General features: G+C 41.3%; 17 protein-coding genes and 3 tRNA genes. 16 read left to right on the forward strand and 4 right to left on the reverse strand.

The genetic code is table 11. The annotated features are described in order from the left end of the window. Window positions 1-46 precede the first annotated feature (46 nt). From mraY to ftsZ, 8 genes are all read left to right on the forward strand, one after another. Entirely contained in the window at window positions 47-1,324 is a 1,278-nt protein-coding gene (mraY, locus tag IQ13_RS09280; protein WP_144886065.1) for a phospho-N-acetylmuramoyl-pentapeptide-transferase, read from the forward strand. Between the two features lie 234 nt (window positions 1,325-1,558). After that, the gene (gene murD / locus IQ13_RS09285; RefSeq protein ID WP_144886066.1) at window positions 1,559-2,899 is read left to right on the forward strand and encodes a UDP-N-acetylmuramoyl-L-alanine--D-glutamate ligase; all 1,341 of its coding nucleotides are present in this window, start codon (window positions 1,559-1,561) and stop codon (window positions 2,897-2,899) included. A 33-nt stretch (window positions 2,900-2,932) separates the two neighbouring features. Further along, window positions 2,933-4,174: an FtsW/RodA/SpoVE family cell cycle protein gene (locus IQ13_RS09290; RefSeq protein WP_144886067.1), complete on the forward strand. Its 1,242-nt coding sequence runs from the start codon at window positions 2,933-2,935 to the stop codon at window positions 4,172-4,174. Continuing rightward, complete coding sequence (gene murG, locus IQ13_RS09295) at window positions 4,171-5,265, forward strand: undecaprenyldiphospho-muramoylpentapeptide beta-N-acetylglucosaminyltransferase (protein WP_144886068.1); 1,095 nt, start codon at window positions 4,171-4,173, stop codon at window positions 5,263-5,265. The genes IQ13_RS09290 and murG overlap by 4 nt, the downstream gene beginning before the upstream one ends. After that, the gene (gene murC, locus IQ13_RS09300) at window positions 5,262-6,632 is read left to right on the forward strand and encodes a UDP-N-acetylmuramate--L-alanine ligase (RefSeq protein ID WP_144886069.1); all 1,371 of its coding nucleotides are present in this window, start codon (window positions 5,262-5,264) and stop codon (window positions 6,630-6,632) included. The genes murG and murC overlap by 4 nt, the downstream gene beginning before the upstream one ends. Before the next feature lie 7 nt (window positions 6,633-6,639). Then, window positions 6,640-7,797: a cell division protein FtsQ/DivIB gene (locus tag IQ13_RS09305; protein WP_144886070.1), complete on the forward strand. Its 1,158-nt coding sequence runs from the start codon at window positions 6,640-6,642 to the stop codon at window positions 7,795-7,797. Window positions 7,798-7,977: 180 nt separating this feature from the next. Beyond that, window positions 7,978-9,378: a cell division protein FtsA gene (gene ftsA, locus IQ13_RS09310; RefSeq protein ID WP_144886071.1), complete on the forward strand. Its 1,401-nt coding sequence runs from the start codon at window positions 7,978-7,980 to the stop codon at window positions 9,376-9,378. Window positions 9,379-9,488: 110 nt separating this feature from the next. Next, window positions 9,489-11,369 (forward strand): cell division protein FtsZ, encoded by a 1,881-nt coding sequence (gene ftsZ / locus IQ13_RS09315; protein WP_144886072.1) that lies wholly within the window; start codon window positions 9,489-9,491, stop codon window positions 11,367-11,369. A 144-nt stretch (window positions 11,370-11,513) separates the two neighbouring features. On the opposite strand, the gene IQ13_RS09320 is transcribed toward ftsZ, so the two are convergent. Continuing rightward, window positions 11,514-11,921 (reverse strand): hypothetical protein, encoded by a 408-nt coding sequence (locus tag IQ13_RS09320; RefSeq protein ID WP_144886073.1) that lies wholly within the window; start codon window positions 11,919-11,921, stop codon window positions 11,514-11,516. Between the two features lie 464 nt (window positions 11,922-12,385). Between IQ13_RS09320 and IQ13_RS09325 the strand changes: the two genes are divergently transcribed. The 3 genes from IQ13_RS09325 (at window position 12,386) to IQ13_RS09335 (ending at window position 15,733) form a co-directional block, all read left to right on the forward strand. Next, entirely contained in the window at window positions 12,386-13,123 is a 738-nt protein-coding gene (locus tag IQ13_RS09325) for a hypothetical protein (protein WP_144886074.1), read from the forward strand. A gap of 135 nt (window positions 13,124-13,258) precedes the next feature. After that, window positions 13,259-14,098, forward strand: a complete 840-nt coding sequence (locus IQ13_RS09330) for a hypothetical protein (protein ID WP_144886075.1) — start codon at window positions 13,259-13,261, stop codon at window positions 14,096-14,098. A 117-nt stretch (window positions 14,099-14,215) separates the two neighbouring features. Then, on the forward strand, window positions 14,216-15,733 hold the full coding sequence (locus IQ13_RS09335; protein ID WP_144886076.1) for a glycoside hydrolase family 32 protein: 1,518 nt from the start codon (window positions 14,216-14,218) through the stop codon (window positions 15,731-15,733). Between the two features lie 59 nt (window positions 15,734-15,792). On the opposite strand, the gene IQ13_RS09340 is transcribed toward IQ13_RS09335, so the two are convergent. Continuing rightward, window positions 15,793-15,876: transfer RNA gene (locus IQ13_RS09340), tRNA-Leu, on the reverse strand. A gap of 111 nt (window positions 15,877-15,987) precedes the next feature. Continuing rightward, window positions 15,988-17,136 (reverse strand): sensor histidine kinase, encoded by a 1,149-nt coding sequence (locus IQ13_RS09345; RefSeq protein WP_144886077.1) that lies wholly within the window; start codon window positions 17,134-17,136, stop codon window positions 15,988-15,990. Window positions 17,137-17,196: 60 nt separating this feature from the next. On the opposite strand from IQ13_RS09345, the gene IQ13_RS09350 reads away from it, so the two are divergent. The 4 genes from IQ13_RS09350 to IQ13_RS09365 all read left to right on the forward strand — a co-directional run bounded on the left by IQ13_RS09350 (window position 17,197) and on the right by IQ13_RS09365 (window position 18,823). Further along, complete coding sequence (locus IQ13_RS09350; protein WP_144886078.1) at window positions 17,197-18,216, forward strand: glycosyltransferase family 2 protein; 1,020 nt, start codon at window positions 17,197-17,199, stop codon at window positions 18,214-18,216. Window positions 18,217-18,269: 53 nt separating this feature from the next. Continuing rightward, window positions 18,270-18,473, forward strand: a complete 204-nt coding sequence (locus tag IQ13_RS09355) for a hypothetical protein (RefSeq protein WP_144886079.1) — start codon at window positions 18,270-18,272, stop codon at window positions 18,471-18,473. A gap of 148 nt (window positions 18,474-18,621) precedes the next feature. Next, window positions 18,622-18,694: transfer RNA gene (locus IQ13_RS09360), tRNA-Gly, on the forward strand. A gap of 43 nt (window positions 18,695-18,737) precedes the next feature. Beyond that, window positions 18,738-18,823, forward strand: a tRNA-Leu gene (locus tag IQ13_RS09365). Window positions 18,824-18,881: 58 nt separating this feature from the next. On the opposite strand, the gene IQ13_RS09370 is transcribed toward IQ13_RS09365, so the two are convergent. Further along, entirely contained in the window at window positions 18,882-19,718 is an 837-nt protein-coding gene (locus tag IQ13_RS09370; protein WP_144886080.1) for a hypothetical protein, read from the reverse strand. A 192-nt stretch (window positions 19,719-19,910) separates the two neighbouring features. On the opposite strand from IQ13_RS09370, the gene IQ13_RS09375 reads away from it, so the two are divergent. Beyond that, the gene (locus IQ13_RS09375) at window positions 19,911-21,029 is read left to right on the forward strand and encodes a DUF3667 domain-containing protein (RefSeq protein ID WP_144886081.1); all 1,119 of its coding nucleotides are present in this window, start codon (window positions 19,911-19,913) and stop codon (window positions 21,027-21,029) included. Window positions 21,030-21,032 lie beyond the last annotated feature (3 nt).

Genomic DNA, 21,032 nt, shown 5'->3' on the forward strand with positions numbered 1-21,032 from the left:
ATGTATTCACGACTCACTACTGACGATTCACGATAAAACGAAACACATGTTAAAAAACTTATTTGATTGGTTGAACAGCATCGGGATCAAATTTCCGGGCGACAATCTGTTTCAGTTTATCACCAGCAGGGTGATGCTGGCGGTATTGTTATCGCTGATCATTTCAACTGTGTTTGGTAAAAAGCTCATCAACTATCTGCGTAAAAAGCAGGTAGGCGAAACCGTTCGTGATTTAGGATTGGCTGGTGAGCAGCAAAAGAAAGGTACACCAACAATGGGTGGTCTTATCATCATCCTTGCAATTGTAGTTCCTACATTATTGCTTGCTGATGTAAGCAAAGTGTACATTTTGCTCATGTTGTTTGCAACAGTATGGATGGGGTTGATTGGTTTTATTGATGATTACTTGAAGATAAGAGCCAAGCGTATTGCACAGGAACAGGGTATTGCGTATAAGAAAGGTGATAAAGATGGTTTGGCAGGTTGGTTTAAAGTATTAGGTCAGGTGGTGTTAGGTATTGCTGTCGCAACCACCTTAATGTTTAATGATTCGGTTAGTGCTTACCGTGAGTTTACAGGTACAAACATACCTGCAGGAGCCGATACGTTTGTTGTGAAGCTTGACGGAAAAGAACGCATCATGGTAAAAGCAAACGAACCGGTTACAACTATTCCGTTTGTAAAAAGTCATGAGTTTAATTATGCAAAGCTGTTACCAAAGGCAATGCGTGGTATAACCTGGTTGATATATGTATTGGCAGTGATCTTTATTGTTACAGCAGTATCGAATGCTTCCAACTTAACCGATGGTATTGATGGTTTGGCGACAGGTGTTTCGGCCATTATCGGTATTGGCCTCGGCATTTTTGCTTATGCAAGTGGTAACGTACGTTTAGCCGATTATCTCAACATCTTATATGTGCCGGGCATTGGTGAGTTATCCATTTTTATTGCAGCGATGATTGGAGCCTGTATCGGATTCCTCTGGTACAACTCTTATCCTGCACAGGTATTCATGGGCGATACAGGAAGTTTAATGCTCGGAGGTGTAATAGCATCGTTAGCATTTTTAGTACGTAAGGAATTACTCATTCCCATTTTATGCGCCGTGTTTTTTGTAGAAACACTGAGTGTAACGCTGCAGGTGAGTTATTTCAAGTATACGAAAAAGAAATATGGTGAAGGAAGAAGGATTTTTTTAATGAGCCCTTTGCACCATCACTATCAGAAAAAAGGATTTCATGAGAGTAAGATCGTAACACGCTTCTGGATTGTAACAATCCTGTGCGTAGCATTTGCGATTGTTACACTCAAAATCCGATAAAGAGGTTATTGAAAAACCACCCCTGGTTTTCAATCCTTACCCATCCAATCCTGTGTAAGACCAACAGTGTCCAATGTCTGTGAACCACCAAGAGGATCGAGTACTAACCCATACTTGTGAAGAACCTTCTTTTTATTTCTTACTGAAATAAAGAAAGGCGAAAAACCAAAATCAACAAACAGTTTCCGGTTACAGGTTACCGGTTACTGGTAACAGGCAACCTGTAACAGAATTATGGCACACAAATGTTACATACTTGGAGGCGGCGAAAGTGGAGCAGGCGCTGCTATTCTTGCAAAGAAGCAAGGGTATGATGTATTTGTGAGTGATGCCGGCCCAATTAAAAACATTTACAAAGAAGAGCTGAAAGAGTACGGAATTGAGTTTGAGGAAAGCATGCACAGCGAAGAAAGAATTTTAAGTGCAGATGAAATTGTGAAGAGCCCGGGTATTCCGGAGAAGAGTGAGATGATGAAGAAGATCCGCAAGCAGGGAATTCCTGTTATCAGCGAAGTAGAGTTGGCTTATCGTTTTAAAGGCGATAGCAAAATTGTTGCTATTACCGGCAGCAACGGAAAAACAACCACTACCTCTTTAGCTTATCATATTTGTAAACATGCGGGTTTGGATTGTGCGTTGGTTGGTAATATCGGCATCAGTATTGCCAAACAGGTAGCACTCGATCCGAAGGAAGTGTACATCGCTGAAATAAGCAGTTTTCAGCTCGATGATATTCAAGAGTTCAGGGCAGATATTGCTGTACTCACCAACATCACCGAAGATCATTTAGACCGATACGATTACAAGTTTGAAAATTATATCAACGCAAAATTCAAGATCACGAAAAACCAAACGGCAAACGATTCTTTCATATACTGTCCGGACGATCCGGTAACAGCAAAGTATTTAAAAAAACTTACTCTCCAATCAAACCCATTACCATTCACCATGAAACAGGAACCACAAAAAGGCGCATTTATTAAAGACGGAACAATGACGATTGCAGTAAACGACGATAAGCTCACGATGAGTGTCGATGATTTTAAGATTAAGGGTAAACACAACCAGTACAACACCATGGCAGCAGGTATTGCAGCGGCTACATTAGGTATCCGCAAGGAGAAAATCAGGGAAGCCGTTACAACATTCGAAAGCCTGGAGCATCGCATGGAAATGGTGGCACTGGTAAAAGGCGTTGAGTACATCAACGACAGTAAGGCAACAAATATCAATTCTACTTGGTATGCTTTGGAGAGCATGAGCCGCCCAACTATTTTGATTTTAGGTGGTGTGGATAAGGGTAATGATTACGAAGTGTTGAAAGAACTGGTGAAGGAAAAAGTAAAAGCAATTGTTTGCCTTGGTTTGGACAACAGAAAAATTCATGAAGCATTTGGCGATACAGTAGCATTGATGGTGAATACAACCAGTGCAGAAGATGCAGTGAAAGCTGCGTATCACTTTGCAGAAAAAGGAGATGCTGTATTGCTGAGCCCGGCTTGTGCAAGTTTCGATCTGTTTAAAAATTACGAAGACAGAGGAAACCAGTTTAAGCAAGCGGTAAGAAATCTGTAAGCACAAGCACGACGTACGAAGTAAGAAAACGAAATGAGTCAAATCGCAAACATATCATCTAAATTTTCACCGGCAGGGCTGCGGGATAAAACCCGTGGCGATAAAGTAATCTGGGCAATCGTGGTTGTATTGTCGCTGGTGAGTTTATTGGTGGTGTACAGTGCTACTAACTCATTGGCGTATAAATTATACAAGGGCAATACGTTTGTTTATTTGTTTAAACAGATTGCCTTTATTACACTTGGCATCATCATTGTTTATTTTGCCCATCGTGTAAACTATACGATTTATTCACGGGTAGCCAAGATGTTGTTCTACATCTCCATTGTGCTGCTCATTTACACCTTATTCTTTGGTGCAAAAATTAACGATGGCAGCCGATGGATCAAGTTGCCCATCATTAATCTCACCGTGCAAACATCCGACATTGCAAAACTTGCTTTGTTCATGTACCTGTCGAGATTGTTATCGAAGAAACAGGATGTCATCAAAGATTTTAAGAAAGGCTTTCTTCCGTTGATGATGCCGATTGTGATCATTTGCGGATTGATTGCTCCTGCAAACCTGTCTACAGCATTACTTACCGGTGCAACAAGTATGTTATTACTGTTCATTGGTCGTGTAAGTTTTAAACACATTGCATTGGTTGGCGCAGCTGTTGCAGTGCCGGTGATTATACTTATTGCAATTGCCGGTGCGTATTACGATAAAGCAGAAGGCAAGACAAAAGAATTGCCGGCTGTACTTTCTGCAGGTCGTATTCCCACGTGGATCAAACGTGTGCAGGATTTTATGTATGCTGAAAAAAGTGAAGCGCCTTACCAGGTATTGCAAGCGAAAATTGCTGTGGCAAAAGGTGGCATGTTTGGTTTGGGTCCGGGTAACAGTGAGCAACGCAACTTTTTACCACATCCTTATTCCGATTATATCTATGCCATTATTATTGAAGAGTATGGATTGATTGGTGCTTCGTTCATTGTGTTTATCTACATGGTGTTTTTATTCAGAAGTATACGGTTGTTCAGAAAATGTCCGTATGCGTTCGGTGCATTTCTGGCATTGGCCTTAAGCTTTACGTTGGTTATTCAGGCAATGACGAATATGGCGGTGAATGTGGGATTGTTTCCAGTAACAGGTGTAACACTTCCCTTGGTGAGTATGGGTGGTAGTAGCTTTTTGTTTACCTGTCTGGCAATCGGAATTATTTTAAGTGTTGCAAGAAATGTGGAAGATGCAGAAGGTTCGTTGGAACCGGCAAAGGAGGAGCTGGCATGAGTGTAAAAGTGATTTTGGCAGGTGGTGGTACAGGCGGACATATTTTTCCCGCCATTGCAATTGCCAATGCTATTAAGAAACAACAACCCGATGCCGAGATATTGTTTGTAGGTGCGAAGGGTAAAATGGAAATGGAAAAGGTACCGCAGGCCGGTTACAAAATAGAGGGACTGGATATTGCAGGTTTTAACAGAAGTTCTTTGATAAAAAACATCGGTTTACCGTTTAAGTTGGTAAAGAGTTTTTTTCAGGTGCGTACCATCATTAACAGTTTTAAACCCGATGCAGTCATCGGCGTGGGTGGTTATTCCAGTTTTCCGGTGTTGCGTTTTGCACAAAGCAAGGGTATTGCAACGTTCATTCACGAAAGCAATTCGTTTGCGGGCAAGAGTAATATCCTGTTAGGAAAGAAGGCAACGAAAGTATTTGTGGCAAGTGATAAGATGGAAAAGTTTTTTCCTGCCGATAAACTGATGATCACTGGTAATCCTGTTCGTGCTGCTATTGCACATGCAACAGTAAGCAGGGAAGAAGGGTTGAAGTTTTTTGGTTTGAATACTGATAAGAAAACAGTACTGGTGGTTGGTGGCAGTCTTGGCGCCAAAAGTATCAACGAAGCCATTGATGCAGGCATTGATCAGTTTCAACAAAATGATCTGCAACTCATTTGGCAAACAGGTAAACCGTATGTAGCACAAGGCAAAGCCAGCGCAAACGGAAAAACCAATGTGTGGGTGAATGATTTTATTAAGGAGATGGAGCATGCGTATGCCGCTGCTGATGTGGTGATTTCAAGAGCAGGTGCCATGGCGATTGCTGAGATCTGTTTGGTTGCAAAGCCTGCTTTGTTTGTGCCTTACCCACATGCAGCAGAAGATCATCAGACAGTGAATGCACAACATTTGGTAGAAAAGCATGCCGGACTGATGGTGAAGGATAGTGAAGCAAAAGAAAAATTGCTAAGCAGCATTATTGCTTTGGCAAAAGATGAAGTAAAACAAAACGAATTGAAACAACAGATTGCAAAGCTGGGTGTGGCAGATGCTGACACCGTAATTGCAACAGAAGTATTGAAGTTGATAAAGAAATGATTCAGTTGAACGATATAAAAGCAGTGTACTTCGTAGGCATCGGTGGCATCGGCATGAGTGCACTGGCAAGGTTCTTTAATGAAAAAGGAGTGCGGGTAAGTGGGTACGATAAAACAGTAACGCCGCTTACAGCACAACTGGAAGCTGAAGGAATTGCGATTCATTACAGCGAAGAAGTAGACTTGATTCCGAAGGATGTGCAGTTAGTTGTTTATACGCCTGCTATTCCAAAGGAGCATAAAGAGTATCAGTATTATCTGCAGAACGGGTACAGTGTGGTAAAGCGGAGTGATGTATTGCAGATTATTACACAAAGTTCTTTGAACATCTGCGTAGCAGGTACTCATGGTAAAACAACCATCAGCACCATGACGGGACATTTGTTGCGCCATAGTGGTTTTGGTTGCAATGCATTTCTTGGTGGAATTGCGGTTAACTATAATCGCAACTTTTGGGCAAGTGATAACAATGTGTGTGTGGTAGAAGCCGATGAATATGATCGTTCTTTTCATAAGCTGAGTCCCGATGTAGCAGTGATCACCGCAATGGATCCTGATCATTTAGATATCTACGGTACAGCTGAAGCAATGGAAGAGGCATTCATTGAGTTTACAAGAAAAATTAAACCCGGTGGATGGCTTATCAGCAAACATGGATTGACACGATACAGCGATTTGGTTGCAGACAATCACATCACGTATCATCTCAACGATGTGAACGCAACGGTTCATGCAACCAACCTGAAAGTACAGAACGGCAGCTATGTATTTGATGTGGTGTTTGGTGATTGGTTGTTGAAAGATGTATTGCTGAATGTGGGTGGTTTGCACAACGTTGAAAATGCATTGGCTGCAATTGCAGTGGCACATGTACTGCAAATCGATGATGAAAAGATAAAAGCAGCTGTTGCAGCCTTTAAAGGAGTGAAGAGAAGATTTGAATATGTGATTGCACCAGGTGAAGGAGAAGTAGTTTTTGTAGATGATTATGCCCATCATCCTGAAGAATTGAGAGCGTTGATTACCGGTGCAAGAAGTTTGTTTGCAGAGAAGAAACTGGTGCTGGTATTTCAACCACACCTGTTTACAAGAACAAGAGATTTAGCTGATGGTTTTGCAGCAAGTCTGGATATGGCAGATGAAGTAATCCTGTTGCCGATTTACCCGGCACGTGAATTACCGATTGAAGCTGTAACAAGTGAACTCATCTTAAACAAGATGAAGCTGGAGAAGAAGCAGGTGTTGACAAAAGAAGAGTTGCTGAACAGTGTAAAGGAGAAAGTTGACAGCAATACTGTATTTGTAACTGCAGGAGCAGGCGATATTGATGCTATGCTGCAGGAGTTAAAAAAGAAGATCGAAGCATAATTATACAATGAGCAGTAAAAAGTTTTCGTGGAAAAAGTTGATGCTGGCCATGCTGTGGACAACAGTTGGTGCATGCACCATTGTGTTGCTGGTTGCTGCTGCCCGCAATCAAAACGGGAAAAGGTGTAAAGATGTATTGGTAAAAATTAAAGGTGTTGATGGCATTGAGTATGTAAGTAAAAAGCAAATTCTGAAAACGATTTCCGGCGGACGACCTGATTTAATGAAAGGTCAGCTGGTTAAAACATTCGATCTGCAACAATTGGAAGAATTGCTGGAACGCAATCTTTGGATCCGCAACGCCGAACTGTTCTTTGATAACAATGATGTGTTGCATGTAGACATTACCGAACGTGAACCGGTAGCAAGGGTATTCCGCACCAATGGTCAATCGTTTTATATTGATGATATGGGTGAGCAATTACCTGTTACCAACGATCAGGTGGCACGGGTGCCGGTATTCACATCGTTCCCAACTGAAACAACTGCTGCACGTAAAAAAGATAGCGTGCTGCAACAGCAGGTAAAAGAAATGGGACGCTACATTTTGCGTAACGATTTCTGGATGGCACAGGTAGACCAGGTAAATATCAATAACTATGAATTTGAATTGGTACCGAAACTTGGCAATCATATTATTCAGTTTGGTGCAGCAGAAAAAATGGAACCCAAGTTTAACCGCTTGCTGTTGTTCTATAAGCAGATCATGAATAAAACAGGCTGGAATTACTACAGCGCTTTGGATGTACGCTTCGATAAACAACTGGTGGCTGTACGCAGAGATAGTTCGAGCTTGTTTGCAAGTTTTACAGTTGAGCAGAATAATTACCAGGTGAATACTGCTGTTGATACAAGCTATGGTGCAGCAGCAACCAATATACAACCAGACAGTTTGCTTACCTCTGGGATCTATAAGAGTGAACCAACACCTACAGAGCCCGTTTTAAAGTCCGCTACTGTGAAACCACAAAGCGAAAATCGCAATGCTTTGAAAAACCAACTCCCTACCCCCTCTGCAAACAGCAAGGTGCATGGAGACAAGGCACAAGAAAAAAAGCCCAATGTCCAAAAACCAAAGACCGAAGAAGACAACGTACTAATTGAAGCTAAAAGCCAACCTGTGAAAAAGCAACCGAAAGCAGTGATGAAGAAGAAAGATGAGTGATGAGGGGGTAAATCCCCTCCCTGGAGGGGCCACAGAGTGTAGCACTAAGGAGTAATGAAAGGGGGGGGAAGAAGTATAGATGAACGATGAAGTGAGTGACACAACGAAGATGAAAAACGCACAACAGTTGATAACCATAAAAAACAAACGTTTCACACAACTAAAAAACAACATACAACTATGACAACGGAATCTTCCACAAACGGAACAGCAACGAACGCACAGGCTGTCAATAACAATCCCATCATTGTGGGTTTGGATATTGGTACAACCAAGATTGCAGCCATTGCCGGACGTAAGAATGAATTCGGCAAATTAGAAATTCTCGGCTTTGGCCGTGCTAACTCCAGCGGTGTGCAACACGGTATGGTGTTAAACATCGATCAAACCATTAAAGCCATTGAACAGGCTTTACAAAATTGCTATGCAAGCAATCCAAACCTTGAAATTAACGAAGTGTATGTAGGTATTGCAGGCCATCATATTAAATCATTACAAACACGTGGCGATATTGTGCGTCAGCAAAACGAAGAAGAAATTTCGCAGCGTGAAATTGATCAGCTCATCGGCGATCAATATAAAACCTATATTCCTGCAGGCGATCAGATCATTGATGTAATACCGCAGGAGTTTACGGTGGATAACTTTCAGAATATTCCTAACCCGATTGGCTATAGTGGCGTGAAAGTTGGAGCAAACTTCCACATCATCACCGGCGATAAAAATGCGATCCGCAATATTAATCGCAGTGTGGAGAAGAGTAACCTGAAGGTGAAGGATCTCGTGTTACAACCGTTGGCATCTGCAGCAGCTGTAATGTGCGAACACGATCTGGAAGCAGGTGTTGCCATTGTGGATATTGGTGGTGGTACAACGGATCTTGCAGTATTCTATGAAGGTATTTTGAAACATACTGCTGTTATTCCATTCGGTGGTGAAAACATTACCAACGATATTAAAATGGGATTGGGTGTATTGCGTACACAAGCCGAGCAAATGAAAGTGCAGTTTGGCAGTGCATTGGCCGATGAAGCAAAATCAAATGCATTCATCACCATTCCGGGTATTCGTGGTATGCAGCCGAAGGAGATCAGTGTAAAAAATCTGGCGCATATCATCCAGGCACGCATGAGTGAGATCATGGATTTTGTTACCTATCATTTAAAGCAGGTTGGTTTAGATAACCGTATGCTTAACGGTGGTATTGTATTAACCGGTGGTGGTTCGCAACTGAAACATTTAATTCAGTTAACAGAATACGTAACGGGTTTAAATGCACGTATCGGTTTTCCGAACGAGCATCTTGCTCCGGGGCATATTGATGAACTGGCGAAACCAATGTATTCAACCTGTATCGGTTTAATTCTGAAAGGATACAATGTATTTGAAAATACAGAGAATAAACTGAAGGGTATTGAAGTGAAAGATGAGCCTGTTACAGAAGTTGTAAAAGAATACGACGAGCAAACCGAAACACATGTTGTTCGTGTTAAGAAACGTAAAAGCTTAAAAGGATTCATGGACAGCATTAAAGACGGATTGATCGATTTGTTTAACGAAGAAGAAGATCGCAAGCTTTAAATACAGTCCGCAGCCGATAGTCTTTAGTATGAAGTATAGGGCTATCAACTAACATCTATCGGCTACCGGCTTCGAGAAAAAACTTACTAACCCAGCAAACCCGGAAAGTTATGATACATTTTGATCTGCCAAAGGAAAAGTCATCCATCATCAAAGTAATTGGTGTTGGTGGAGGCGGAAGCAATGCAGTAAATCACATGCATGCGCAAATTATTGAAGGCGTAAATTTTATTATTTGTAATACAGATGCACAGGCAATTGCTACGAGCATGGTGCCAAACAAAGTGCAGTTAGGTCCGCATTTAACACAGGGCCTTGGTGCCGGTGCCAATCCCGAAATTGGAAGGCAGGCAACAGAAGAAAGTTTAGAAGAATTAAAAGCGATGCTGGAGGTAAACACCAAGATGGCGTTTATCACTGCCGGTATGGGTGGTGGTACAGGTACAGGTGGTGCCCCCATCATTGCAAAAATCTGTAAGGATCTGGGCATACTTACTGTGGGTATTGTTACCACACCTTTCAGCTACGAAGGGAAGAAACGTATACAGCAGGCAGAAGATGGTATTAACCGTTTAAAAGAATATGTTGATACATTACTGGTGATCAGCAACGATAAACTGCGTCACCAGTTTGGTAATTTGAAAATGAAAGAAGCATTTTCAAAAGCCGATAACGTGTTGGCAACAGCAGCAAAATGTATAACCGATGTAATTAACAGTACCGGCCAGATTAACGTGGATTTTGCCGATGTATGTACCGTCATGAAAAACGGTGGTGTAGCCATCCTTGGTAATGCAAGTGCTAATGGCGATAACCGTGCACAACGTGCTATTGAAGAAGCCCTCAACTCACCATTGCTGAATGATAATGATATCCGTGGTGCAAAATGGATACTCATCAACATCAATAGTGCAGAGAATGAGCACGAGTTTACGATGGATGAAGTAGAGATCATTCAAAACCATTTATTATCACAAGCAGGTGAAAACACCGATGTAATTCTTGGTTTAGGTTACGATAACACGTTGGGCGATAAAATTGGTATTACACTCATTGCAACAGGTTTTGAATCAAAGAATCCATTTGATAAAAAGCCTGCAGTAGTTGAAGAAGTAAAACCGAAGGTTGAAAAGATCGTGATGACTTTGGCTGAGCCAGAGAAAAAAGCATACACACAACCCGCTCTTTTTACGGAAGAGCCGAAGCCAGCTCCAGCGCCTGCTCCGGCTCCTGTTGAAAATGTTGCAGCTCCGGTAGCAGAGCAGGTCAATCTGCAGCCGGTATTATCAACTGAAATGCCTGTAGCAAAAGTTGAAGAAAAACCTGCGCCTGTTATTGAAACAGAAAAGATCGAGTTTGTGCTGGAGCCGGTTGTAGCTCCTGTACAAACAGTACAACCTGTGGTAAAGATGGAAGAGCCGGTACAGCCTGCACCAGTTGTTACAGCCGAACCTGTTATGCAGCAGCCAGCTGTTGAAACAAAGCAGCCATCATCAGGTAGCTTTTTGAAAAAGCCATCGATCATTTATGTTGAAAAAGAAGAAGAATCCATTCCGGAAATAAAGGCCGAAGAAAAACCGGTTGCAGCTCCCGTACAGTTGAATATTGTTAAGGACGAAGAAGAATCGTTCGATATGCAGCTGGTGGAGAAAAAAGAACAACCAACGGCGGAGAAAGAGCCTCGGGCCGATCAAAATGTTCATCTTGCTTTTTCGGAAGAGCCTCCGGTAACGGATGAGGCAGAAGAGCAACGGAAAAAAGCGGCAGATCGTTTACAGAAGTTGAGAAACCTCTCATTTAACATCCATGCTGCTGATCCGAACAATGAGTTTGAAACTGTGCCGGCATACCTCCGCCGTAATTTAGAACTGTATAATACCATTTCGCCTGCAGAAAATTTCTACAGCAATTATACTGTTCAGAGCGATGAAAATAACCAGGCGCAGATCAATACCATCAATACATTTTTAGATGGTAAAAAACCGGATTAATGATTTGCTCCATGCTTCAGTATGGAGAGGAGTTTAGTTTTATAGTTGTAAGGTGAATTTTAGACCCTTTGCGTTTTATTAGTTGTGTTAAAGCCCCTCTTTTGGAGGGGCTTTGTTGTTCATAAACCTTAAACAGAGAAAATACTAAACATGCATACGGGAGAAAATAATACCTGCAATCAACGCCTGGAAAAATCCATACAATAACCACGAACCTACTGTTAACAATGAAACATTGATAGCACTGTATAATATCAGTAATGAGGGAAGTGTTGCAATGGCTGCATAAATCAACGCCATTTCAATTCCCTGCACTAATGCGTTCCCTTTTAATAATTTTTTAAATCTGTTCCAGAACCAGGCCAAGCCAAATGCCAAAACAATCGGGTGCACATAGTACAGCATATTGCGGCTTTCATCGTTTACAAACGAAGGGTTATAATATTCTTCCGCTACTTTGGGTAAAAGTACTGGCATAATCAAAATACATATGTAAGCATAAGCCAGTAATGCAACGCTGGCTACAAGACCGGAGCTGATGATTTTTTTCATACGTGATGATTTAACAACGAAAATACTCCCCGGTGTAGGGTTCTGTACTAACGATGGTAAGAGTGATAGCTGATCGTAATCATATGTTATGTAAATAAACATATCTCCTCTTCCGGAATAGGAGGCGCTGCAACATTTTTTATAGGTAAAACCTGATATTTACGAAAGGGTTTGATCTCCGGATTTTAAAAAGGATCATTTTCTTTTTTTTATTTTTTTTCATGCAACTTCTTTTCTCTTTTCGATCTGTTCTTCCGGTGATTATATAATTCTTATTGATTGAAACTGAATAGCTTTTGTTGTGATGTTCGTTGTGAAAAATCAATTGGCATGCTTTATGCAAATGCCAAAATGAAGTGTTTATTTTTTTATCAACAGATTTAAACCTCGTATTACAACACTCGTCAATTAATCCGTTAAAAGCAATAAGCTTTTAAATTTTAATCATCTAAAAACAACTCTGTATGAAGAACAGTATGAAAAAAGGAATGCTTGCATTTGCTGCATTCGTAATTGGAAACGCAGTAATGGCGCAGGTGAATGTAAATCTTAACAGTACTGCAAGTGCAGTTACAAAAGCAACAGTCAGTACAACAAAAGTTGCTGATGTCGTAAGTAAAACAACACAGGCTACAACACGGGTGGTGAACGCAACCGGCAAAGTTGTGCAAACAACTGCTAATGTTGCAACAAAAACAACAGCGAGTGTTACAGCGAAAACAAATGCAGCAGCCAATGCTACAGCAAAAAGCAACAATGCTGCTGTAAAAAACGAAACAGCAGTTGATGCGAAAGTAAAAGCAGAAACGAATGTAAAAGAACAGGCAAATGGTATGGCTGCAGAAGTAAAAGAAGAAGTAGTTACTGAAGCAAAAGGTATACGTACAACAGCAAAAGAATTGCGTAAAGATGTAAAGCCAGGTTTAAACATCAGCAGTAATACCAACAGCACAACGCAAGGTGAAATCAGCTCTGAAAATGGCGCTTTAAATGGTGGCATTAACAGCAGTACAAATGCTGATGCTGACGTAAAAGTAAAAACAGATACGGCTAAGCAAAAGGCCGATGCGGCAAAACAAAATGCAGCAGAAGCAAAGCAAAAAACAAAATCATCGGTTGAAAAAGTAAAGAAAACAAAAGTAGAAGCAAAGGCTGATGTGTCGGCCAGCAGCACTACAACAGCAAGTACCGGTAATAATTAATTAGAACAGTTTCAGTTGTGTGATTGGTGATTAGTGACCGGACACAGGAGTCCTGCACGGCGGGACTCCTTTTTTATTTCTACGATGCGATAGAAACTATGAAATGTGCCCTTCATTCACATTAAAACGGAACACATGAAAAAGCATATTCAGTTACTGTTTGTATTTCTCTTATCGATCATTTTCGCTACGCAGGCACAAGACAGTACCGATACAAGAAAACCTGTGTTTGCTGCGAATATTTCTCACCAGAGTTATGTACATTTTCTTGGACGATCGGATAGCCTGAGCAGTAATGCTACTTTGCCGATTATAAGTTATCAGCTTAAAAACGGATTGTATGCGCAAGGTGCAGCTATTTTTATTGCAAACAGTGCTACTCCTTTTCAATATACCGGTTCGAGTGTGGAAATGGGTTATCGTTTTCCGCAGAGCGATAAGTTTTCAGGAAACATTTTTGTGTCTCGTTTTTTGTACAAAGATGAATCGGTATTGGTGCAGTCGGCTTTAAAATACCAGACAGGTATTAATACCAGTTTTCAAAATAAAATCATCAATGTAAATCTTGGCGCCGATTTAAAGTTCAGCAATAAAACAGATGTTGGTGCAACAGTAGGTATCGATCATCTGTTTATTATTAAACTGGCCGAGGGTAAACCAAGAGCCTTCGCAATTAATCCTACGCTTACAGCATACGGCGGCACGCAGCGTTTTACCGAAACATATCAGCAAAAGCAAAGCCCTACCGTTGGAGGTATTCCGGTTGGTCCGCCACAAACAACCACGCAAACAAAAAATGTAAATACATTTTCAATCCTCGCATATGAATATACCATGCCGTTGGTACTGGTAGTTGGAAAGTTTAATGCAGTACTCAGTCCATCGTATGTAATGCCGCAAAATATTCTTGCAGCGAATGGCGAGTACGGACGTAACCGCTTTTATGTAACAGCAAGTGTGGGTGTTCGTTTCTAACAAATCTTATTCCCTTACATATATACGGCTCTGGATTTGTATCCGGAGCTTTTTCGTTTAAGTAAACAGATAAACGTATTTTTAAAGTAGAATTTCACTTCTGTAATAAGCTGCTGTATGAAACAAAAACAGAACTTTCTTTTTCTTTTGGTTGCTGTCTTTTCCTGCTTACATTCTTTTGCACAAACTGTTGCTGCTGATAATGCGTACAGACCGAAAATTCATTTTTCACCGGCAGCACATTGGATAAACGATCCCAATGGAATGGTCTATGTAAATGGAGTGTATCATCTTTTTTTCCAATACCATCCTTACAGTTCCGTTTGGGGGCCAATGCATTGGGGGCATGCAACCAGTAAAGATTTAATACGCTGGCAAGAAGAACCCATTGCATTGTATCCTGATAGTCTTGGCTATATTTTTTCAGGCAGTGCAGTTGTTGATGTAAACAACAGTTCTGGCTTTGGAAAAAATGGAAAAGCTCCATTGGTTGCAGTGTTTACACACCACAACAGCAGAACAGAAAAAGAGCGCATCGATTTTCAAACACAAAGCATTGCTTACAGTAACGATAACGGAAAAACATGGACGAAGTATGATGGTAATCCGGTGATAAAAAATCCCGGCATTGCAGACTTCAGAGACCCGAAAGTAATGTGGCATACTGCAACACAGAAATGGATTATGACGTTGGCAACAAAAGATTGTGTTACGTTTTATTCTTCACCCGATTTAAAAAACTGGACAAAAGAATCTACGTTTGGTAAAGAGAATGGAGCACATGGTGGAGTATGGGAGTGTCCTGATTTGATTGAAATGGAGTTTGAAGGAAAGAAAGTATGGGTATTGCTTGTAAGCATCAATCCCGGAGCTCCAAATGGAGGATCGGCAACACAATATTTTATTGGCGATTTTGATGGACATACTTTCACAACGAAACAAAAAGATACACGCTGGATCGATTATGGTCCGGATAACTACGCAGGCGTTACATGGTCGAATACAGGAAAACGGAAACTGTTTATCGGCTGGATGAGCAACTGGAATTATGCCAACCAACTGCCAACACAATCGTGGCGCAATGCTATGACGATTGCACGGGAGTTGCATCTTGCAAAGGAGGGAAATGAATTGTACCTCGCATCATTGCCTGTAGGAGAATTAACAAAATATGAAACACAGCAGGCTTCATTAAAAAATATAACGATTGATGAAAGGGCTGCAGTTATTGCTAAAATAGGCATCCTGCATTTTCCTTCCGGGTTTAATTTAACAACAACTGCCGATGCCGATTTTACTATTCGGTTTTATAATAAAGCAACAGGGGAGGAGTTGAAGATTGGATACGATAAGAAAGCGAACAATTATTTCATCGATCGTTCCCGTTCGGGTATTGTAAATTTCCATTCCGGTTTTACAGCAAAGCATACCGTGCCACGCATCAGCACAAGTAAAGAAATAAAACTCCGGCTTTTGTTCGACGCCTCTTCGGTAGAGTTGTTTGCCGATAATGGTCTTTCGGTTATGACCGCACTGTTCTTTCCAACAGAAAAATATACCCATGTAGAATTGTTGAGCGCTACAAAAGCAATCGTTAAGGAGGTCGCCTACTTCACCTACAAGCAAGCGAAATAAACGGTTTGAGTACGTAAGGCACTAAAGCAAAAAAGCAGTTCATTTGAACTGCTTTTTTGTGCCCAGGACTGGATTCGAACCAGCACGCCCTTTCGGGCACCACCACCTCAAAGTGGCTTGTCTACCAATTTCAACACCTGGGCTCAATAGGGCAGCAAATGTAAAGTGCTTGCCCGACCCCATCAAATTTTTTTTTGACGATTGTAAAAATGCAGTGTCGTTTTACATGAAGACCTTGGCCAAAGCGGTGTAGCTTATTTTTTTAATACAATGCGGAAAGTAGTACCCTTGCCCGGCTCCGAATGTTTTACATACAACTGGCCTTTATGGTACTGCTCAATAATGCGTTTGCTCAGCGACAGACCCAAGCCCCAGCCACGCTTTTTGGTGGTAAAGCCCGGCTTAAATACACGGTTGATGTTTTGTGAAGCAATGCCTTTGCCCGTATCGGTAACATCAATGATGATGTTGCGGTCTTCGTTATGCATATCAACCGTAATACTGCCTTTTCCATCCATCGCATCCAGTGCATTCTTCAACAGGTTTTCAATTACCCAATCGAAGAGGGGAGGCGATATTTTTGCAGACATTTCGTTGGCGTTTTTCTTTACTTCAAGAAGAACTTTTCCGGTAGCACGCTTACGAATGTATTCAACCATCTCTTCTACCTGTACTACCACATCGTGCATTTCCAGTTGAGGAGTGCTGCCTATTTTTCCAAAGCGATCGCTCACAAGCCGTAAACGTTGCACATCTTTTTCAATTTCGGTGGCAATTTGCCGGCTGCCATCCACTTCTTTCAACATTTCAACCCAGCCCTGCAACGATGATACCGGTGTACCCAGCTGATGGGCTGTTTCTTTAGCCATACCCGCCCATACCTGGTTTTGTGTTGATTTGTTACGGATCTGTAAAGAGAAAATAGTAATGATGATAAACAGCGCTACAATAAACAACTGCACCATTGGGTAATATTTTACCTGTTGCAGCAGTGTTGAATGTCCGTAGTAATATTTGTTGATGAGCAGGGGTTCTTTGCTTATTTCAAGTATGATGGGTTGGTTTTGCGCTTTAAACAACTTCAGTTGTTTTTGCAGGTACTGTGGATTGGCCGCAATTTTTGTACTGTCGATATTGATGTAACTGACAATGCTGTCTTTTTCATCCGTTTCAATAATGGGTATTGATTTCTGTTCATTCCGAATAAGTGAAGGCAGTTTGGTATCGGCATCAACAGGGGCATAAATCAAAAAACGACCGGCTTCAACCCATTGCTCCACTTTCAAGCGTTCTTCTACTGCAATTTTTCCGGCCAAATAGTTCGAATAGAAAATGGTTCCGGTAACAATAAGGATTGCTATCAGTGCCAAAAGGGTACGCCAGTTAAAATATTGACCAAGCATGCCCTAATTTAGAGAAGGTTTGGCTCTGTTAAGCTATTTTTGATAAAATATTTATTGCCCTTGCAAACACAACCTGCAGTAGCTGTTGTAATCCTCAACTGGAATGGAAAAAATTTCCTGCAGCAATTTCTCCCATCTGTACTGGCGTCAACCTATTCCAACCTGCGCATCATTGTTGCCGATAATGCGTCAACAGACGATTCGGTGCAGTATGTACAGCAAACATTTCCATCAGTAGAAATATTGGTGAGTAACGAGAATTATGGTTTTGCAAAAGGGTATAATTATTTTCTCCAGCAAATACAATCGGATTATTATGTGTTGCTCAACAGCGATGTGGAAGTACAGCCGGGTTGGATTGAACCTGTGATTGCTTTAATGGAAAGCGATGCAAGCATTGCTGCCTGTCAGCCTAAGTTGCTGGCATATCACAACAAAAAGGAATTTGAATATGCCGGTGCAGGCGGTGGTTGGATAGATATGCTGGGTTATCCTTTTTCCCGTGGAAGAGTATTTGATGTACTCGAGAAAGATGAAGGACAGTACAACACATCCATTCCTGTTTTTTGGGCAAGTGGTGCGGCTTTTTTTGTAAGAGCAGAACGTTATCATGAAATGGGTGGATTCGATGGGTTCTTTTTTGCCCACCAGGAAGAAATTGATTTGTGCTGGCGCCTGCAAAGAGCTGGCTATAAAATTTATGTATGTCCGCAATCGGTGGTGTACCATGTTGGGGGCGGCACTTTGCCAACAGGCAGCAGCCGCAAAGTGTATCTCAATTTTCGTAACAACCTCATCATGCTCACCAAAAATATGCCCTGGAGCCAGCTCTGGTGGAAGCTGCCTTTGCGCCTGGCGTTGGATGGCTTATCGGCCTGGAAAGAGCTTTTTGCGGGTAAAGGGGGCTATTTTATGGCTGTTTATAATGCACACATGGCTTTTTGCGAGTGGGCATTAAGCAGGCAGAAGCACGATGTATTGGGTTATCCGGCTTTGCAAACTGTTTATAAAGGTTCGGTGGTGTGGCAATACTTCCTCAAAAAAAAGAAGAAATTTTCCGAAATTGTAAAGCAAGGGTAAACAGATGTTGCGATCATCCCTTACATTTGCAACGTTAAAAAACTGACGCATATATGGCACACGAAACTAACGATACAAAGCAAAAAGACATTACCAGCAACTGGGTAACATCATCTCGTTTTCTGTTTTATGTACAATTGTTTTGTGTAGCCGCTTTTTTACTGGGCGGTTGTTATAAACTGTACAACTCACGTTACCAGGGTAAACCAAAAGTAGAAGTGCCTGAAAGCACTTTGTACAATCCAAAGTATAAATAAGTTATTACAACTGATAAATTTATCCCCTCTGCATGAGGGGATTTTTATTTGTTGGTACTTGATATTTTTTTTGAAATTTTTCTTCAACTTTTTTGTCAATATTAAAACGTCCCTTACATTTGCACCCCAATCGTTCTTTAACACATCAGCGGAAGTAGCTCATTTGGTAGAGCACGACCTTGCCAAGGTCGGGGTGGCCGGTTCGAGCCCGGTCTTCCGCTCAACGATCCCGCTTAAAGCGGGATTTTTTTTCACCTCTTTGGAGCCCCGGTGGTGGAATTGGTAGACACGCAGGACTTAAAATCCTGTTCGCAGCAATGCGAGTAACGGTTCAACTCCGTTCCGGGGCACAATAAAAAAAAGCGACGTTCATCGTCGCTTTTTTTTATACTCATTACTCATCATTCATCACTCATATCTGTACGTCACATAGCCCATCAATTGTTTCTGTTTGCTGAAACAGCTTTCTTTTATTTTCAAACCCTGCTCATTGTACTGGTAGCGCCAGGTAACGTAATCGCTGCTGCCGCTTTGCACCGAAATCATTTGTGTTAACAAAGATTGTTCGTTGTATTCATAGATATAATCAGGCAGCAAACGCCTTGCACGTTCGTTGTAACGTACAACATCCGTTAAGCGGTTTTTATCATCGTAGTAGTAATACCAGGTTTCTGTTTGTTTGTTACGGCCTGTAATAATTTCTTCACCTACATTCCCTTTTTCATCGGGCTTAAATTGTACAAAGCTGGTATCAGTGCCATTTTTTATCCGCAGCATCGATACCGGAAATCCTGTTGTATCGTATTTGTATTCGTGCCGTACGGTTTCTTTTGTTTTATATGCATATGCCTGCGATACATTTTCAACAACAAGCAAACGGCCCGCAGCATCGTACACATAACTCGATACATTTAAGGTGGTGTTTGAACTGTCGGCACTACGTATCAATTGTCCCTTTGTATTAAACTGGCTTACCAAAATCGATTGCATCGTGGCAATCGTTTGTGTGTAGGTTTTAATGATGTTGTAAGCAGGCGTTATTTCCTGGAAACAGATAAACTGATCTACAGGTTCGCCGGTTGCTTCGAACGATTGCAGTACAACTTTTCTTACTTTATTGGCCTTGTACTGCTTCACCTGGTCCATGGCCTGCTTTGTGCCTGTTATGTCTTTCTGGTAATACTGGCTGCAGACTGTTACCGGCAACAGCATAACTGTAAGGAGCTGAAAATAGAGTTTACGCATATGGTTGTTCAAAGATATTCCCGAAATAAGAAATAACCATTCAAAAGATTGCCCTTTGCAGCATAGCTGATGATTGGTTCAGCAGCCGTATGCTGCAAAAAGCATCCTTATTCTGTGTGGCTCGAAAACAATAATAACACACACATGAAACGTATGGGGTAATCTTTTTATTTTTAGCAAAAGCTAAAGGGTATGTCGCACGGGCACGAACGGAAAGAAAAGAATTGTTTAAACTGTAATGCACGGGTATTTGGCCGTTACTGTCATATATGCGGTCAGGAGAATATTGAACCCAAAGAGTCGGCATTTGGATTGATTACCCATTTCTTTAACGATATCACGCACTTCGAAGGGAAGTTTCTTACATCCTTACGATACATTCTTTTCCGTCCCGGTTTTTTAGCGAAAGAATACGAGCGGGGACGCAGGGCAAGCTACATGAATCCGGTACGGATGTACGTGTTCACCTCGGCATTTTTCTTTATTGTGTTCTTTTCCTTGTTTAAAGTATCGGATGAAAAAGTGGCGGATAGTTATAGTAAACTCGAAGAACGTTTAAAAAATACCAACGCCGACTTTAATGTGAACTTTCTTACGGGCAAAATTACAGTAGACAAAGTAGTGGTAGGTAACATCAACGAAATGGATCGGTTGAATGAACGGCTGATTGATTCAATTACAAAATTATCGTCCCTGAAAAAAGATTCATCAGTTGTAGCAGACAGCTCAGTAGAGTCTGATTTTACAATCTTCAACTTCGGCACTCGTTACCGAAGCATACAGCAGTACGATTCTGTTCAACAAGCCTTACCGGCTGAAAAGCGAGATGGGTGGATCATGCAAAAGCTGAACAGGAAAGCCACATACCTCAATAATAAATATGCTAAAAGTCCGGGCCTTGCTTTTTCCCGCATTTTTGATGTGTTTTTGCATAAGCTCCCAACAATCCTGTTTATATCATTACCATTATTTGCACTCATCCTATCATTGCTGTACATACGCCGGCGACAGTACAATTATGTAAATCATGCCATCTTCGCTATTTATTATTACATTTTTTGTTTCCTGGCATTGCTTCTTTATTTCGGCAACGATAAACTTTCGGAACTTACACATTGGAGCATTTTCTCGTTCATTGAAATTGTATTGGTGCTTTTGTTTTATGTGTACCTGTATAAAGCCATGCGCCATTATTACCTGCAGGGCCGTGCTAAAACAATTTTGAAATTTTTGTTCCTGAACTTCGTGTTTTTATTTGTCATCATTTTCCTGTTTGCCGGGTTCTTTATTTTCTCGGCTTTAAATATTTAAACT

The sequence above is a fragment of the Lacibacter cauensis genome (assembly GCF_007830055.1).
Lineage (GTDB): Bacteria > Bacteroidota > Bacteroidia > Chitinophagales > Chitinophagaceae > Lacibacter > Lacibacter cauensis.